This is a genomic window from Pseudomonas sp. CROZ-RG-20F-R04-15, from assembly GCF_022662375.1.
Classification (GTDB): domain Bacteria; phylum Pseudomonadota; class Gammaproteobacteria; order Pseudomonadales; family Pseudomonadaceae; genus Aquipseudomonas.
On the sequence record NZ_JAKNQL010000026.1, the window covers coordinates 1 to 17703 of the forward strand.

15 protein-coding genes are annotated in these 17703 nt (G+C 59.9%); all 15 read left to right on the forward strand.

Annotated features, from left to right (window positions below):
- On the forward strand, nucleotides 1-1876 hold a 1876-nt coding region (locus tag L8H52_RS25825; protein WP_277930549.1), incomplete at its 5' end, for a calcium-binding protein.
- A 293-nt stretch (nucleotides 1877-2169) separates the two neighbouring features.
- A complete protein-coding gene (rfbF, locus tag L8H52_RS25830) occupies nucleotides 2170-2943 on the forward strand; it encodes a glucose-1-phosphate cytidylyltransferase (RefSeq protein ID WP_242209361.1) in 774 nt (257 codons plus the stop codon).
- Entirely contained in the window at nucleotides 2925-4007 is a 1083-nt protein-coding gene (gene rfbG / locus L8H52_RS25835; RefSeq protein WP_242209362.1) for a CDP-glucose 4,6-dehydratase, read from the forward strand. Before rfbF ends, rfbG begins: the two co-directional genes overlap by 19 nt.
- A complete protein-coding gene (gene rfbC, locus L8H52_RS25840; RefSeq protein WP_242209367.1) occupies nucleotides 4004-4564 on the forward strand; it encodes a dTDP-4-dehydrorhamnose 3,5-epimerase in 561 nt (186 codons plus the stop codon). Before rfbG ends, rfbC begins: the two co-directional genes overlap by 4 nt.
- Nucleotides 4561-5787 carry a class I SAM-dependent methyltransferase gene (locus L8H52_RS25845; RefSeq protein WP_242209368.1) on the forward strand — a complete coding sequence of 409 codons (1227 nt, stop codon included), beginning with the start codon at nucleotides 4561-4563 and terminating at the stop codon, nucleotides 5785-5787. The genes rfbC and L8H52_RS25845 overlap by 4 nt, the downstream gene beginning before the upstream one ends.
- A complete protein-coding gene (locus L8H52_RS25850; protein WP_242209370.1) occupies nucleotides 5784-6641 on the forward strand; it encodes an NAD(P)-dependent oxidoreductase in 858 nt (285 codons plus the stop codon). The genes L8H52_RS25845 and L8H52_RS25850 overlap by 4 nt, the downstream gene beginning before the upstream one ends.
- A 65-nt stretch (nucleotides 6642-6706) precedes the next feature.
- A complete protein-coding gene (locus L8H52_RS25855) occupies nucleotides 6707-7441 on the forward strand; it encodes a cephalosporin hydroxylase family protein (protein WP_242209371.1) in 735 nt (244 codons plus the stop codon).
- Nucleotides 7442-7501: 60 nt separating this feature from the next.
- Nucleotides 7502-10417, forward strand: coding sequence for a TIGR00180 family glycosyltransferase (locus L8H52_RS25860; protein WP_242209376.1), 2916 nt, complete (start codon nucleotides 7502-7504; stop codon nucleotides 10415-10417).
- A gap of 23 nt (nucleotides 10418-10440) precedes the next feature.
- Nucleotides 10441-11442, forward strand: coding sequence for a UDP-N-acetylglucosamine 4,6-dehydratase (inverting) (pseB, locus tag L8H52_RS25865; RefSeq protein ID WP_242209401.1), 1002 nt, complete (start codon nucleotides 10441-10443; stop codon nucleotides 11440-11442).
- Complete coding sequence (gene pseC / locus L8H52_RS25870) at nucleotides 11439-12596, forward strand: UDP-4-amino-4,6-dideoxy-N-acetyl-beta-L-altrosamine transaminase (protein ID WP_242209411.1); 1158 nt, start codon at nucleotides 11439-11441, stop codon at nucleotides 12594-12596. The genes pseB and pseC overlap by 4 nt, the downstream gene beginning before the upstream one ends.
- 31 nt (nucleotides 12597-12627) lie before the next feature.
- Nucleotides 12628-13248 (forward strand): pseudaminic acid biosynthesis-associated methylase, encoded by a 621-nt coding sequence (locus L8H52_RS25875; RefSeq protein ID WP_242209413.1) that lies wholly within the window; start codon nucleotides 12628-12630, stop codon nucleotides 13246-13248.
- The gene (gene pseF, locus L8H52_RS25880) at nucleotides 13245-13940 is read left to right on the forward strand and encodes a pseudaminic acid cytidylyltransferase (RefSeq protein WP_242209423.1); all 696 of its coding nucleotides are present in this window, start codon (nucleotides 13245-13247) and stop codon (nucleotides 13938-13940) included. The genes L8H52_RS25875 and pseF overlap by 4 nt, the downstream gene beginning before the upstream one ends.
- Complete coding sequence (pseG, locus tag L8H52_RS25885) at nucleotides 13937-15442, forward strand: UDP-2,4-diacetamido-2,4,6-trideoxy-beta-L-altropyranose hydrolase (RefSeq protein ID WP_242209425.1); 1506 nt, start codon at nucleotides 13937-13939, stop codon at nucleotides 15440-15442. Before pseF ends, pseG begins: the two co-directional genes overlap by 4 nt.
- Nucleotides 15435-16487, forward strand: a complete 1053-nt coding sequence (pseI, locus tag L8H52_RS25890; protein WP_242209426.1) for a pseudaminic acid synthase — start codon at nucleotides 15435-15437, stop codon at nucleotides 16485-16487. Before pseG ends, pseI begins: the two co-directional genes overlap by 8 nt.
- Before the next feature lie 226 nt (nucleotides 16488-16713).
- A complete protein-coding gene (locus L8H52_RS25895) occupies nucleotides 16714-17640 on the forward strand; it encodes a ketoacyl-ACP synthase III (protein ID WP_242209428.1) in 927 nt (308 codons plus the stop codon).
- Nucleotides 17641-17703: the final 63 nt, after the last annotated feature.

Below are 17703 nucleotides of genomic sequence, written 5' to 3' on the forward strand. Positions count from 1 at the left end.
ATTTATCGGCGGTGCCGGTTTCGACATCGCCGGTTATACCGACAGCACTGTTGGCGTGACCGTCAACCTGAAGACCGGTGTGCACAGCGGTATTGCCACCGGTGATACCTTCGTCGACATCGAAAGCCTGCGTGGTTCGAACTTCAACGATACGTTTGTCGCTGATAGCCGGGCCATTGCCTTCGATGGCAGCCTGGGCAACATGGACACGGTCGACTATTCGACTTCGGCTGCCGGGATCAACGTCGACATCCGTTACAACACGCCTGGTCGCGCGGGCATCGGTGGCGACGCAGAAGGCGATACCTTGATTAACATCGAGAAAGTCATCGGTACTGCGTTCAACGACACCTTCAGCATTGACCTGCTCACGGCGACCTTTGAGGGCGGCGCGGGTGATGATGTTTACATCATCAACGGTGCTGGCGGCACGGTCATCGAACAAGTGGGCGGTGGCAATGATGAGGTGCGCACCAACTATGGTGTGCAAGGCCTTAACGCCAATGTCGAGCGTTTGACTTACACCGGCACGGGCGCGTTCACCGGTTACGGTAATGCTATCGACAACATCATTACTGGCGGTATCGGCAACGACGTGTTGTTCGGTGGTGACGGCGCAGACCAGTTTATCGGCGGCGCGGGCATGGACACCGCCGGTTATACCGATAGCACCGTTGGTGTGACCCTGAACTTCAAGACCGGGATCAATTCCGGAATTGCCGCGGGTGACACTTATTCAGGCATCGAAAGATTCCTCGGCTCCAAGGTCGGCGATATCTTTATCGGCTCCGGTACAGCCATGGCCATGGATGGATCCGATGGTGTCGATCTGGTCAGCTATGAGCAATCCGACAGCGCTGTGACCATTGACCTGAAAACCAATGCCAACGCGGGTGACGCGGCTGGCGACACGTTCGCCGGTTTCGAGATTTACCAGGGCAGCAACTTCGACGACATTTTGTCCGGATCGGCCAACACTGACATCTTTGTCGGTGGCGCCGGTGCCGACCGGATCGATGGGCGTGAAGGGTTCGACAGTGCGTGGTACGTCAACAGTTCTGCTGGCGTGAACATCAACCTGGTAACCAACGTCAATCAGGGCGGCGACGCTCAAGGCGATATCCTGCTCAACATCGAGCGCGTGGTGGGCAGTCACTTCGACGACACGATCACCGCCAGCGCCTCCGGCAGTCTGCTCGAAGGTGGGTTAGGCAATGACGTGCTGTATGGCGGTGGTGGCAGTGACACCCTGTATGGCGGACTGGTTTCCCCGGTCGCACCGTTCAGCCTGGCGGGTATTTCCAGCGGGCCGCAGGCGGACTTGCTGTATGGCGGCAATGGCGACGACTACATCTACAGCGCAGCCGACGACGTTGGCACCGTTGCCTACGGTGAGGCTGGCAGAGACACGATTACTGTTGCTCATGGCAAGGCCGACGGCGGTGACGGTAACGACACCCTGTCCGGCACGGGCGACAATTTCGTGTTGCTTGGCGGCGCGGGCAATGACTTGCTGAACATTGGCGTCAAGGACTTGTACCCTTGGAAAGCGCCTGCTGACGGCTTTGCCAACGGCGGCGAGGGGGATGATACCTATATCGTCAACACCGGCCTGCTGGTGACCATCCGGGACGATGGGCAAAGCCTCAATGACACGCTGATCCTGAATAACGTTCAGTCAGCCGTGACGTTACAACTGGCGCGAGTCGGTAATGACCTCTACCTCAACGATGGCTATTTCCCGGTAACCGACCCAACCAAGCAAGGTGTCAAATTGCAGGACTGGTTCGCAGGTGGCAACACCATTGAACACTTCAAGGCAGCCAACGGTGATGTTCTGCCGATCAATGGCGATGGGTTTGCCATGTTTGGTTGATTCATCTGCCTTGCAGTCGCTTTGAAGGCATTTTGCGCTGTAACGAAGGGAGGCCGATCCTGGTAGATCGGCCTCCCTTTTTTTATTCCCCGAGCGCTCGTCGCTGCTGCCGGCGTTAGCAGTCAGCGGGGGCAGACGAGCTGGCGCGTTTCCTGCAAGTCCCCCTCAAATCGCCATAAAACGAGCGCTAGCGGTCATCCCACCGGCGCCCGAAGCGGCAAAAGGTTGAGCCAGACGGCCCGCACAGCTCAAGAAAGCTGCGCGCAGCCCGGTGACGAACAAGAGGGGAGACGATGAAGGCAGTAATTTTGGCGGGTGGCCTCGGCACGCGCATCAGTGAAGAGTCGCACCTCAAGCCCAAGCCGATGATCGAGATCGGCGGCAAGCCAATTCTCTGGCACATCATGAAGCAGTATTCCGCTCACGGAATCCACGACTTCGTGATCTGCCTGGGCTACAAGGGTTATGCGATCAAGGACTTCTTCGCCAACTACTTCCTGCACACCTCCGACGTCACTTTCAACATGCGCGAAAACCGCATGGACGTGCACCAGAACTACAGCGAGCCGTGGAGCGTCACGCTCATCGACACCGGCGAAGAAACCATGACCGGTGGCCGGCTGCTGCGTGCCGGCCGTTACCTCAAGGATGAAGACGCGTTTTGCTTCACCTACGGCGACGGCGTTTCCGATCTGAATATTCGTCAGTTGGTCGATTACCACAAGGCTCACGGCCGCCTCGCGACCGTGACGGCGGTGCAACCGCCTGGGCGCTACGGTGCGCTGGAGCGTCAGGGCGATCAGGTTCTCGGCTTTACCGAAAAACCCCGTGGTGATGGTGGCTGGATCAATGGCGGCTTTTTCGTGCTGTCGCCGAAAGTGTTGCCGTATATCGCTGGCGATGAAACCACTTGGGAAGCCGAACCATTGGCCCGTCTGGCTCAGGATGAGCAGCTCAAAGCTTTCGAACACGATGGCTTCTGGCAGCCAATGGACACCCTGCGCGACAAGAACCATCTCGAAGCGCTGTGGCAGAGCGGGGAGGCCCCATGGAAGCAATGGGCCTGAGTGCGGATTTCTGGCGCGGCAAACGCGTCCTCGTCACCGGACATACCGGTTTCAAAGGCAGTTGGCTGACCCTGTGGCTGCAAAGCCTCGGCGCGCAAGTCAGCGGTTTTTCCCTTGAGCCGTCGACGGAGCCGAGCCTGTTTGAATTGGCGCGCGTGCACGAAGGCATCAACGATCAGCGCGGTGACCTGCGTGATCTCGGCGCCTTGCTGGAAATCATCGCCGATACCGAGCCGGAGATCGTGCTGCACCTGGCTGCTCAGCCGCTGGTGCGCGAAGGCTATCGTGATCCGCTCGGCACTTACTCCAGCAACGTCATGGGCACGCTGAACCTGCTTGAAGCGATTCGTCAGGTCGGTTGCGTGCGCGCCTGCGTGCTGGTCACCACCGACAAGGTCTACGCCAACAAGGAATGGCTGTGGCCGTACCGCGAAGACGAAGCCCTCGGTGGCCACGATCCTTACAGCAGCAGCAAGGCTTGCTGCGAACTGTTGGCGCAGTCCTATGCCGCGTCGTTCTTCCCGGCCGACAAGTACGCTGAACACGGTCTGGCCTTGGCCACGGCGCGTGCCGGTAACGTCCTCGGCGGCGGTGATTTCGCCCCTGAGCGCCTGATCCCTGATGTGCTGAAAGCCTGGACCGCAGACGAGCCAGTGACCCTGCGCTATCCGCAAGCCGTGCGCCCGTGGCAGCACGCGCTGGAGCCGCTGGCCGGTTACCTGCAACTGGCCGCCGGCCTCTACGAACAAGGCCCGGAATACGCCGGGGCGTGGAACTTCGGCCCGGGCGAGGCGGACATGTGCAGCGTTGGCGAAGTCGTCGAATTGCTCGCCAGTCGCTGGCCGCAGGCGCGTGGTCTGCGTATCGAGAAAAGCGAATTGCACGAGGCTGGCCTGCTGCGGCTGGACAGCAGCCGTGCGCGCCAGGTACTCGGCTGGCAGCCGCGCTGGACCTTGCAGGAATGCCTGACCCAGACCCTCGACTGGCACCTGGCCTGGCAGAACGGCGATGACATGCGCAGCGTCACCCTCGGCCAACTGAACCTGTACCGAGGCGCGCTGTGAGCGAGTTTTCCCTGAAGGCCTTGCCGCTGGCTGGCCTGTTCAGCGTCCAGCACAAACGCTTCGAAGATCAACGCGGGCACTTCGCTCGGCTCTTCTGCGAAGGCAGCCTGAGTGCGTTCGGCAGTCAGTTCCATATCCGCCAGATCAACCATTCCTGCACCCGCGAGAAGGGCAGTGTGCGCGGTCTGCATTATCAGAATGCCAACGCCCCGGAAGCCAAACTGATCACCTGCCTGCGCGGTGAAGTGTGGGACGTGGCGGTGGATCTGCGTCCGGATTCCGAAACCTTTTTGCACTGGCACGCCGAGCACTTGAAGGCCGGCGATGGTCGCAGTCTGCTGATTCCGGCCGGCTTCGCCCACGGTTTCCAGACCCTGACCGAAGACGCCGAATTGCTCTACCTGCACAGCGCCGATTACGCGCCGGAGCATGAGGGCGGTCTGTCGGTGAACGAGGCACGGCTGGCGATTGCCTGGCCGTTGCCTGTCAATAATTTGTCAGCGCGTGATTCCAGCCATCCCGCGCTCGATCAACACTTTGCTGGAGTGCGTCTATGAACTGCCGTGGGTGCGCCGCACCGCTGAGCCTGCCGCTGATCGACCTTGGCACCTCGCCACCGTCCAACGCCTATGTGCACGCTGATCGTCTTGAACAGGCTGAGCAGTGGGTGCCGCTGAAGGTCGCGGTGTGCCAGCAATGCTGGCTGGTACAGACCGAGGATTACACCAGCGCCGACAGCTTGTTCGATGCCGAGTACGCCTACTTCAGTTCGTTCTCCAGCACCTGGCTGGCCCACGCCGAGCGCTATGTCGCCGAGATGGTTGAGCGCTTTGGTCTGACTGCCGACAGCCGTGTGGTTGAAGTCGCCGCCAATGATGGTTACCTGCTGCAATATGTGGCCGGTCGCGGCATCCCCTGCCTCGGTGTTGAACCGACGCGCAGCACCGCGCAAGCGGCTCGTGAAAAAGGCCTGGAAATTCGCGAACTGTTCTTCGGTCGTGAGACTGCCGCGCAGTTGCAAGCCGAAGGCTGGGGCGCTGATCTGATGGCGGCCAACAACGTGCTCGCGCATGTGCCGGACATCAACGATTTCCTCGGCGGTTTCGCAACGCTGCTCAAGCCGACCGGCGTGGCCACCTTCGAATTCCCGCAACTGCTGACGCTGATGGCTGGCGCGCAGTTCGACACGCTGTATCACGAACATTATTCCTATCTGTCGCTGACTGCCGTGCAGACATTGTGCGAGCGCAACGGTCTGGAAGTGTTCGACGTCAGCCAACTGACCACTCACGGTGGATCGCTACGCGTGTTCGTCCAGCGCAAGGACGGCGAACGTCGTCCGGTTCAACCAGCGGTGCAGCAACAGTTGCAGGCCGAACTGGATGCCGGGGTGAAAACCGCCGAGTACTACGCGACCCTCGCGCCCGCCGCTGAACGCATCAAGCATGAACTGCTGCGCTTTCTGCTGCAGGCCAAGGCCGACGGCAAACGTGTGGTCGGTTACGGCGCGGCGGCCAAGGGCAACACCTTGCTCAACTATGCCGGGGTCAAGCCTGACCTGCTGGCCTGGGTGGCCGATGCCAACCCGCACAAGCAGGGCAAGTTTTTGCCGGGCAGTCGCATTCCGATCGTGGCGCCGGCGCAGATCGACCTCGAAAAACCCGACTACGTGTTGGTGCTGCCGTGGAACCTGCTGCACGAAGTCAGTCAGCAACTGGCGCAAGTGCGTCAGTGGGACGGCCGCTTTGTGATCGCCGTGCCTGAGTTGAAAGTGCTGTGAAGGTTCTGGTCACGGGGGCTACCGGTTTTGTCGGCCGCCATCTGGTCGCGGCGTTGCTGGCGCACGGCTGCGCTGTTCGCGCCTTGGCGCGTAACGCAGGAACCGCGCAAGGCATGCCGTGGATCAACGACGTCGAGTTCATCGCAGCGGATATTCACGCCGCCGGTCTCGATATCCATGCGTTGACCGATGGCATCGACGCAATGGCACATCTGGCCTGGCCGGGCTTGCCGAACTATCGGGCGCTGTTCCATTTCGAGCACAACCTGATGGCCGATTACCGCTTTATCAAAAGCGCGGTCGAGGCGGGCGTGAAGCAGGTACTGGTCACCGGCACCTGTTTCGAATACGGCATGCAAAGCGGGCCGCTCAGCGAAAGCACCGAGCCAAAGCCGAGCAATCCTTACGGTCTGGCCAAACACACACTGCACCTGTTCTTGCAGAATCTGCAGCAGGAACAATCGTTCACCTTGCAGTGGGCGCGCCTGTTTTATCTTCATGGCGAAGGGCAGAACCCCAACAGTCTGTTGGCGGCACTGGATCGCGCAATCGATGCTGGTGAACCCTCGTTCAACATGTCGGCCGGCGAGCAATTGCGCGATTTTCTGGCCATTGAAAGCGCTGCCGGTTACCTCGCTGCGATCCTGCACAACCACGACTTCAACGGCGTGATCAATTGCGCCAGCGGTCAGCCGGTTTCGGTAAGAACACTGGTCGAGCAACGCCTGCGCGAGCGCGGTGCTTCGATAGATTTGAACCTGGGGCACTACCCCTACCCGACACACGAACCCTTGGCGTTCTGGGCCGTGGTCGACCGATTACATCAGTTACTCGAGGCGCAACGCATCACCTGATGCGCCTTCAGGCGATTGCCCTTTGGCAGCGTGATTATCAAATGACTTTTCAGTGAGACCGGACAATGAGCGATAACGTAATCAAAGCCTTCGAGGCGGAGTGCCAGGCCGAAGTGACTGCCCAGGGCCAGGACAAGGACCTGAAGGCGCTGGCCCAGGAGTTCTACAACCAGTCGGCCAAGCACAAGTACACCTATCACTTCTCGTGGATGGGTCGTCCGATCATCCAGCTGCCGCAAGACATGATGGCGATGCAGGAGTTGATCTGGCGGATCAAGCCGGACCTGGTGATCGAGTGCGGCATCGCCCACGGCGGTTCGATCATTTACTACGCCTCGCTGCTGGAATTGCAGGGCCACGGCGAAGTGCTCGGCATTGATCGCGATATTCGTGCGCACAACCGTGAAGCCATCGAAAGCCACCCGATGATCAAACGCATCAGCATGATCGAAGGCTCGAGCCTCGATCCGGCGGTGGTCGAGCAGGTCCGTCAAGCTGCGGCTGGCAAGAAAGTCATCGTGGTACTCGATTCCAATCACACCCACGAGCATGTCCTCGAAGAGTTGCGTTTTTACGCACCCTTGGTGTCAGTCGATAGCTATTGCGTGGTCATGGACACCGTGGTCGAAGACATGCCGGCCGATGCTTTCCCTGATCGTCCTTGGGGCCCGGGTGACAACCCGAAAACCGCCGTCTGGGCGTACCTCAAAGAGAACGCTGATTTCGAGATCGATCAGGCCATGCAAGACAAACTGCTGATCACCGTCGCGTCGGATGGCTATCTGCGCCGCATTCGTTAAGTCAATCGACACCATCATCAAAGTATTTAACGGGCGGTTTCGCCGGTTGTGGGAGAAGTTATGCAAGGCAATTACGGTTCTGAACACGCGCTGCCACTGAGCGAGTTGCTGACGGTGGTGTTGATTACCCATAACCGTCCGGCTTTTTTGCGCCGGGCGCTGCAGTACTACAGCACCCTACCTTGCAAAGTCCTGGTACTGGACTCTTCTCCCGAGCGTCCGGAAGGTGATTTTTCCGCGGTCGACTATCAGCATCTGCCGCAATTCGCCTACTGGGGCATGCAGGCCAAACTGACCTACGGTGTTGCGCAACTGACCACGCCTTATATGGTGTTCGCCGCCGACGACGACTTCATCCTGCACGAGTCGCTGGCTGAATCGGTCAACTTCCTGGAAGCGAACCGCGACTATGGTTTGTGCCACGGCTACTGCCTGATGTACCTGGCGCTGGCTGGCAGCGTCACCTACTACCGCCGCGACAAGAAAATCTGCGAAGACTACGCCTCGGAGCGTGCCGAGGATCGCGTACTCGACTTCATGCATCAGTACATACCGCCGTTCTACGGCGTGTGCCGTACCTCGATCATCCAGGACTGGTACGCGGCATTGCCGGCGGGCACCAGTTTCGAATGGCAGGAGATCGGCCACAGCTATTTCCTGCTGGCGAACGCCAAGGCGCGCATCCTGCCGATCCCTTATGTCGTGCGCGAGATCAACGTCGGTTTCTCCGACCACAACACCGAGGTGTATCACGCGCTGTCGTACACCGACTCCAAGTCGGTGGCCGAGCGCGAAGCCTTCGCCGAATTCCTCGCGTCGCTGCCGACCGCTATCAAGGATCTCGATCAGGCGCAGCGCAAGGCGTTTGCTCTGGAAAGCTTCGCGGCCATGACCGACAGCCTGGTCACAGGGCGAGCGTTGACGGCCGAGGTGATTTTCGAGTCGACCTGGAACCCCCTGACCAAGGCCCCGGAGCGCAAATTCGGGCCACGGCAGTACGTCGAGATGCCGTTCTACAACCAGCACTTTTTTGACTTGCTGACCCAGTTCGAATTTCTGCTGCACGCGATGCCGGCCGGCCGTATTCAACTGGAAAAGCTCGAAGGCATCTGGACCCGGCAGGAATACCTGCTGCAGTCGCGCAATAACGATACGGCGGAAAGTGTCCTCGACCGTTTGTGGCAGGCCCATGACAGAAACGTGTTCAACCGTCGCGTGGTCAAGCGCCTGGCCGAACAACTGCAGGTCCTCGGCGAGGAAGATCAGGCGCAGGAAATGGCTGATTGGGGTGCCGGTCTTGAAAGCGTGTCTGGCGTCGATCATTACCCGGTGTTCAACAAGATGCTTTCGGGGCGTTTGCTCGACTGGATGGCAGCCCGCAAACCGAGTGCTGAACAGGCCGGGTTGATTGCTGCGCATCTGGCGGCGAACAATGGCGGACCACAATTCGGCATTTTCCTGCTGGATCTGGACAACGACGTCGACAAGCTGCAAATCACCCTCGACAGCCTCGTCGAAGGGCACAGCAAAGCCTTCAAGATCGTGGTCTTCACCACGGGCGAGCCGCAGACTGCGACCACCGCGCAAAATATTCTGCATTTTGTTCGGGTCACGTCGGGCAACTTTATCGACAAACTCAACCAGAGTGCCGCGCAGTCTCCATGCGACTGGTTGCTGCTGGCCAGTGCGGGCGATGAGTTCACCGCCGGTGGCCTGTTGCGTGCGGGCCTGGAATTAATGTCAGCCACGGATCTTCGCGCGGTGGCCACCGATGAAATCCAGCGCACTGAAGACGGCGCGCTGGCTGATGTGTTCCGCCCAGGTTTCAACCTCGATTTGCTGCAAAGCGTTCCGTCGCTGATGGCGCGCCACTGGCTGATTCGACGCGACGTTTTCCTTGAAGCGGGCGGTTATCAGGCCGATTTCAGCAAGGCGCTGGAGTTTGACCTGTTGTTGCGCCTGATTGAGCAGGGCGGTCTCGGCGGCCTGGCGCACCTCGACGAGCCGCTGCTGATCACCCAGGCCGCTGCGCTGCAAGAGAATGCCCATGAGCGCCTGGCGTTGCTGCGTCATTTGGGCAATCGCGGCTACAACGCCAAGGTCACTTCGTCGCTGCCAGGCACTTGGCAGGTCGATTATCGGCATACCGAACTGCCAATGGTGTCGATCATTGTGCCGGCCAGTGATGACCTGCCAGCGCTACGCCGTTGCGTAGAGGGTGTGCTGCTCAGAACCCGCTACAGCCGTTATGAATTACTGGTGGCGGCCAACCCGAATCAGTCGGCGGCGGTCAACGACTGGCTGGGTCAGTTGCGCAATCCCCGCGTCAATGTCTTGCGTGCCGATCAAACGCTCGGTGAAGTGGCGTTGTATAACGCCGCCAGCGAGCAGGCGCGAGGCGAGTATCTGGTGTTGCTGGCCGCTGACAGTGAAGTCGTCAACCCGAACTGGATTGACTCGTTGCTTAACCAGGCCCAACGTCCGGAAGTGGGCATCGTCGGCGCCAAACTGGTCGACCGCGACGGCAAGATCTCCCAGGCCGGCTTGATTCTAGGCTTTAACGAGGGCGTGGGTTCGGCGTTCATCGGCGAAAAACACGCGGCCGGGGGCTACATGCAGCGTTTGGCTGTCGAGCAGAATTACTCGGCTGTGTCGAAGGTTTGCCTGATGGTGCGCAAAGAGCTGTTCAACGCCCTCGGCGGTCTGGACGAAGTGACGTTCGCTGACGGTTTCAGCGATGTCGACCTGTGCCTCAAGGCCGGTCAGAACGGTTTCCTCACTGTGTGGACGCCTTCGGTGCAGGTGCTGCATACCGGCGCGTTGCCAGAAGCCCCACAAGCACTGGCGGCACTGCGTGAGACATGGAGTGATGCGTTCGCGCAGGATCCGGCTTACAACGCCAACCTGGCCCTGACCGGCAAAGGCTTTACCTTGGGCGAAAAAAGCTCGATCAATTGGGCACAGTTGCTCGCCTAAGCGTGCCGGACAGGAATCAACCTATGTTCAACGGTAAATCGATTTTCATCTCCGGCGGCACCGGTTCGTTCGGGCGCAAATTCATCGCCCGACTGCTCGAGCAATACCAGCCCAAGCGCGTGGTGGTGTTCTCCCGTGATGAGTTGAAGCAGTACGAAATGCAGCAGACGTTCAACGCGCCGTGCATGCGCTATTTCATTGGTGACGTGCGCGACGCCGATCGTCTGCGCCAGGCCATGCGCGGCATCGACTACGTGGTGCATGCCGCGGCGTTGAAGCAAGTGCCGGCGGCGGAATACAACCCCACCGAATGCATCCGCACCAACGTCAATGGGGCGGAGAACATCATCGCCGCCGCCATCGATAACGGCGTGAAAAAAGTCGTCGCGCTGTCCACCGACAAGGCGGCCAGCCCGATCAATCTGTATGGCGCGACCAAGTTGCTCTCGGACAAATTGTTCGTCGCCGCCAACAACATTGCCGGCGAGCAGGAAACCCGTTTTGCCGTGGTGCGCTACGGCAACGTGGCCGGCTCGCGTGGTTCGGTGGTGCCGTTCTTCAGTCAACTGATCGCCGACGGTGCTCAGGAGTTGCCGATCACCGATGAACGCATGACGCGGTTCTGGATCACCCTCGACCATGGCGTGCAGTTCGTCCTCGACAGCTTTGCGCGGATGCACGGCGGCGAAGTGTTCGTGCCGAAGATCCCGTCGATCCGCATCGTCGATCTGGCGCACGGTATGGCTGAACATCTGCCGCACAAGAACGTCGGCATCCGACCCGGTGAAAAGCTCCATGAGTTGATGGTGCCGCTGGACGATGCACGGATGACCCTTGAATTCGAGGATCACTACACCATCCAGCCGTCGATTCGCTTTACCAGTGTCGATGTCGATTTTGCCGTCGACAAACTGGGTGAGCATGGGCGTGCCGTGAGCGAAGATTTCGAGTATCGCTCCGACACCAACCCGCATTTTCTCTCGGTCGGACAGATCGCTGATCTGCACGCGAAGCTCTCGGTATGATTCCCTACGGTCGGCAAAGCCTTGATCAGGCAGACATCGATGCTGTCGTCGAAGTGCTGCAGTCGGACTGGCTGACCCAAGGGCCAGGCATCGAGCGTTTCGAGCAGGCAATGGCCGAACGTTGCCAGGCAGACTTCGCCGTTGCGGTGTGCAACGCCACGGCGGCGCTGCACATTGCCTGTCTGGCCGCAGGCTTGGGGCCAGGTGATCGTTTGTGGACGACGCCCAATACCTTTCTTGCCTCGGCCAACTGTGGACGTTATTGCGGGGCCGACGTCGATTTCGTCGACATCGATCCGCTGACCTGGAACCTTGATGCCTTCGCCCTCGAAGCGAAACTCGATCAGGCCGAGCAGGACGGCACTTTGCCGAAAGTGCTGGTGGCGGTGGCGTTCTCCGGGCAGAGCTGCGACATGCGCAAGATTGCCCAACTGGCTGAGCGCTACAACTTCACCGTGATCGAAGATGCGTCTCACGCGGTCGGTGCGTGCTATGCCGGACGCCCGGTCGGTTGCGGCGAATTTGCGGCGATGACGGTGTTCAGTTTTCACCCGGTAAAAATCATCACCAGCGCCGAGGGCGGCATGGTGTTGACCAACCGCCCGCAACTGGCCGAGCGCCTGCAACGTTTGCGCAGCCACGGCATGACCCGTGACCCGCAGCAAATGACCGAGGCCAGTCACGGCCCGTGGTACTACCAACAGATCGAGCTGGGGTTCAACTACCGGATCACCGATCTGCAGGCAGCACTGGGTTGGTCACAACTGGGCAAGCTCGACGACTTCATTGCCCGGCGTCGTGAACTGGCGGCGCGATACGATCGTTTGCTGGCGTATCTGCCGGTGACGTTGCCCAGCCCTCAGCCAGAAGCGCAATCGGCGTGGCATCTGTATGTGATTCGCTTGCAGACCGATCGCATCAACCTCAGTCACCGTCAGGTGTTCGAAGGCTTGCGTGCCGCCGGGATCGGCGTAAACCTGCACTATATTCCTGTGCATTTGCAGCCCTACTACCGTGATCTGGGTTTTGCCGAGGGCGATTTTCCCGAGGCCGAACGTTATTACGCCGAAGCAATCAGCTTGCCGCTGTACCCATTGCTGAGTGATCAGCAGCAGGATTATGTAGTCGAGCAATTGCGTCGGCTGACCGAATAATTGCCGCTGAGGCAAAGGATGAGTATCTGCAATGCGTCATTTGAGTGAGCAGGAAAAGTTCTGGCAGGGCGACTTCGGTAACCAGTACGTCGAGCGCAATGTCGGCCAACCGCTGGTGGCGACGAATCTGGCGCTGTTTGCCAAAGCCCTGAGCCGTGCCGCAGGCATCGAGAGCCTGGTAGAACTGGGCACTAACGCCGGCAACAATTTGCAGGCGTTGCATCAACTGCTGCCCCGTTGCGAGCTGTTCGGCGTCGAGATCAACGACAGCGCCTGTGCTCAGGCTCGGGCGTTGGACATTGCGCAGATCTGGCATGGCTCGCTGTTCGATTTCCCGCGCGAGCGCCGCTACGACCTGACCCTGAGTAAAGGCGTGCTGATTCACTTGGCCCCGGAGCTGTTGCCGACCGCTTATGCGCAGTTGTACGCGTTGAGCCAGCGCTACATCCTGATCGCCGAGTATTACAATCCGGCACCGGTGGAAGTGTCCTATCGTGGCAACAGTGGCAAGCTGTTCAAGCGCGATTTTGCCGGTGAGATGCTCGATCGCTACGCTGATCTGCACCTTCTCGATTATGGTTTTGTCTATCACCGCGATCCGCAATTCCCGGCGGACGACATCACTTGGTTCCTGTTGGAAAAACGTCCTTGAGCAACGTTGCAATCATCCCTGCACGTGGGGGCAGCAAACGCATCCCGCGCAAGAATCTCTTGCCATTCGACGGTGTGCCGATGATTGTCCGTTCGATCCGCACCGCGCTCGAATCAGGCTTGTTCGATCAGGTTGTGGTCAGCACTGACGACGCGCAAATCGCCGATGTGGCGCGAGCCCATGGCGCGCAGGTGCCATTTTTGCGCCCGGCAGATCTGGCCGACGATTTCACTGGCACGGCGGCAGTGATCGTGCATGCCTTGCAGCAGTTGCCAGCGTTCGATTACGCCTGTTGCGTATACGCCACGGCGCCGCTGTTGCAGGCACGCTATCTGCGCCAGGGCATCGAGTTGCTGGAGCAGCACTTGGACAAGTCTTTCGCGTTCTCCGTGTGCAGTTTCGGTTTCCCGGTGCAGCGTGCGCTGACGCTGGACGGGCAGGGTGCGTTGACCGCTTTGTACCCCGAGTTTCGCAATACTCGTTCGCAGGATTTGCCCGAAGCATTTCAGGACGCCGGTCAGTTTTACTGGGGGCGCAGTGAGGCATGGTTGCGCGGCGAGGTGCTCTATTCGCCAGCCAGCCTGCCGGTGATTCTGCCCCGGCATCTGGTGCAGGACATCGACACCCTTGAAGACTGGAAGCGCGCCGAATACCTTTACGCCGCGCTCAAGGCGGGTGGAGAGCTGCAATGAGAGTGCTGATTCGTGCCGACGCCTCGCCGACCATCGGCAGTGGCCACATTGCCCGCTGCCTGACGCTGGCGCGCGTGTTGCGCGGGCAGGGCAGCCACGTCGCGTTTGCCTGCCGGCAATTGCCGGGGCATCGGCTCGACAGGCTGAGCGCCGAAGGGTTCGAGACATTTGCCTTGCCGCAGCTCTATCGTGATGAAGACCCACAGCAAGCCATCGAATCCATGCTGCCGTGGCAGGCCGACATCGACGCACTGGATCGGTTGTTGGCCGGCCATGCCGGGTTCGACTGGATCATCGTCGATCATTACGGCCTCGATCATCACTGGCAAACCGCGGCCCGGCGCTGGGCGCAGCGCATAGCGGCAGTGGACGATCTGGCTACCCGGCGCTACAGCGTCGATCTGTTGCTCAATCAGAATCTCTCGGGCCTGTACGAACATTATCAGCCGCTGTTGCCTGAAACGTGCCGCACCCTGCTCGGCCCGCGCTATGCCATGTTGCGCGAAGAGTTCTGTTGCCCGGCCATCGAAATAAAGCCCAGGGCTCGCCGCGTACTGGTGAATTTCGGGGGCTTCGATGCGGCCATGCAGACGCATCACGCGATGCTCGCTCTGGCCGATTACAGTGAGCTGCAAGTGGACTTTGTCGCCGGTGCCGACAACCCGGCGTGGACGCCGATGCAGGCCTTGGCCGAGACGCGGCCGAACTGGCGCCTGCACAGTTTCGTCAGCGATTTCCATCAGCGCATGACTGAAGCGGATCTGTTTATCGGTGCCGGTGGCGGCACCAGTTGGGAGCGCGCGGCGATGGGGTTGCCGACGATCTGTATTGCCGTGTCAAACAACCAGCAGCGCAACGGCGAAGTCATGGCGGCGGCGGGCGCACATGTGTTCATGGGTGCTCGTGAGCAGGTCAGTGTCGAGCAGTTGCGCGACGCCATCGGCTTTGTCACCGGCAATCATTATTTGCGCCAGAGCCTGGCCGAACGCTCGCGACAACTGGTCGACGGCCGCGGTGCCGAGCGTGTTGCGGCGGCACTGGCCGGTGCGGTGCTGAAGGTGCGTGCGGCGACCCTGGACGATGCGCAGTTGCTGTTCGATGGGCGCAATGCCGAAACGGTACGGCGCTGGTCGCTGGACAGCGGTGTGATTGACTGGCCGCAGCACCTGAACTGGCTGACGGCGAGTTTGCGCAATCCACAGCGACTGTTGCTGATCGCCGAGGCGGACGACGGCGCGGTCGGCGTTGTGCGGTATGACCTGCGCGGGTTTGAAGCCGAAGTCTCCATCTACCTGCTCGAACGGCGGATGGGTTTGGGGTGGGGCAGGGCACTATTGGCCCGTGGTGAGGCATTTGTTGCCGCGCACTGGCCGCAACTGACGGTCATTACCGCTCGGGTATTGCCGGACAATCGTCCCTCGTTGAATGTGTTTCGTGACGCCGGGTTCACTCAGAGTGCCTGTGCGTTCACCCGTGTTTTGAAGGATCATCCGCATGACTAGTTTCAAGATCGGCAACCGCTTGATCGGCGCCGACGCGCCGCCCTTCATCATCGCCGAGATGAGCGGCAACCATAACCAGTCACTGGACGTCGCCCTGCAAATTGTCGAGGCAGCGGCCAAGGCGGGGGCGCACGCGCTGAAGCTGCAAACCTACACCGCCGAAACCATGACGCTGGATTTGTCTGAAGGCGAATTCTTCATCAAGGATCCGGGCAGTCTGTGGGCGGGTACTTCGCTCTACGATTTGTATGAGCAAGCTCATACACCGTGGGAATGGCATGCGCCGATTTTTGCTCGTGCCAAGGAACTGGGGATGCTCGCGTTCTCGACACCTTTCGATGACAGCGCGGTGGACTTTCTCGAAAGTCTCGACGTGCCGGCGTACAAGATCGCCAGTTTCGAAAACACCGATTTGCCGTTGATCCGCCGTGTGGCCGCCACCGGCAAGCCGCTGATCATTTCAACCGGCATGGCCAGCATCGCCGAACTGGATGAAGCTGTGCGTGCCGCGCGAGAGGCCGGCTGTAAGGATCTGGTGTTGCTCAAATGCACCAGCACGTACCCGGCGACGCCGCTCAACAGCAATGTGAGAACCATCGCGCATTTACGCGAATTGTTCGGTTGCGAAGTGGGGCTGTCCGACCATTCGATGGGCGTTGGCGTGTCGGTGGCGGCGGTGGCGCTTGGCGCGACGGTGGTAGAAAAGCACTTCACCCTCGACCGTTCAGCAGGTGGCGTCGATGCCAGTTTCTCGCTGGAGCCGGCAGAAATGGCCAGTCTGGTGGTGGAAACCGAGCGCGCCTGGCAAGCCATGGGCCAAGTGCATTACGGCGTCACAGAGGCCGAACGCAAGTCGCTGGTTTATCGCCGCTCGCTGTATGTCACGGCCGACATGGCCGCCGGTGACACCTTTACCGGGGACAATCTGCGCGCCATTCGCCCGGGTCTCGGTCTGCCGCCCAAGCACACCGACGCCGTCCTCGGCCGCCGCGCCCGCGCGCCGATCAAGCGCGGCACGCCGCTGGACTGGTCGTTGGTCGAATAAGCCGATCTGCACCGATTCGGCAAAATAGCGTGACCTGCGAGTCATAACGCGCATCTTCACTGTATTGTATTGATCGGGGAGATGGCGCCTGGCTCGTTTTCGATTCCAGTGATAGCCCTTTGCGCTCCCCGTGGCTGCCCGTTGTGGCGGCCGTTTTCTGTTTGTCGGCGCCCCTCGAAATCCTTGCGAGCGGTGGTCTTGGGCTGTTTTTTATTGGGAAGCCGTAATGATTGGCATAAAAAGCATTGCGAGCTACGTTCCTGTAGCCGGCGTGGACAATTACGCACAAGGTGCAAAATTCGAGAAGGATGAAGAATTCATCCTTGGCAAGATCGGTTCGGCGTTTCTGCCACGCAAAGACGCTGAACAGGAAACCTCCGATCTGTGCGTGGAAGCGGCCAATGCGCTGTTTGCCAGCAATCCTCAACTGAAGCGTGAGTCGATCGACGCCTTGATCGTCGTCACCCAGAACGGTGACGAAGAAGGCCTGCCACACACCGCCGCCATCGTGCAGGACAAACTCGGTCTGCCGACCAATGTTGCGGCGTTCGACATTTCCCTGGGCTGCTCCGGTTACGTCTACGGCATCTACGCGATCAAGGGCTTCATGGAAGCCGCCGGCCTGAAGAACGGCCTGCTGATCACCGCTGACCCGTATTCGAAAATCGTCGATCCGGAAGACCGCAACACCACCATGCTGTTCGGCGATGCCGCCACCGCAACGTGGATGGGCGAAGAGCCGACCTGGGCACTGGGCAAAGCCAAGTTCGGCACCGACGGTTCGGGTGCACCGCACCTGAAAGTCACCGATGGCGTGTTCTTCATGAACGGTCGTCAGGTGTTCAACTTTGCCCTGCTCAAAGTCCCGGCGCATCTGCACGAGCTGCTGGATGATTCCGGCCTCAAGGCTGATGACATCGATGCCTTCTGCATTCACCAGGGCAGTGCAGCAATTGTCGATGCGGTGGCGCGACGTTTCGAAGGCGAGCCGGAAAAATTCATCAAGGACATGGTCGAGACCGGCAATACCGTGTCGTCGAGCATTCCGTTGCTGCTGGAAAAACACGTCATCGATTCCGATTGGCAGCGGATTGCCCTGAGCGGTTTTGGTGTCGGTCTGTCGTGGGGCTCGGCGATTATTTATCGTCCTTGAGTCTGAGCAAAAACGGCGGATACAAAAATAGCGTTCAAGGTTAACCTTGAGCGCTATTTTTTT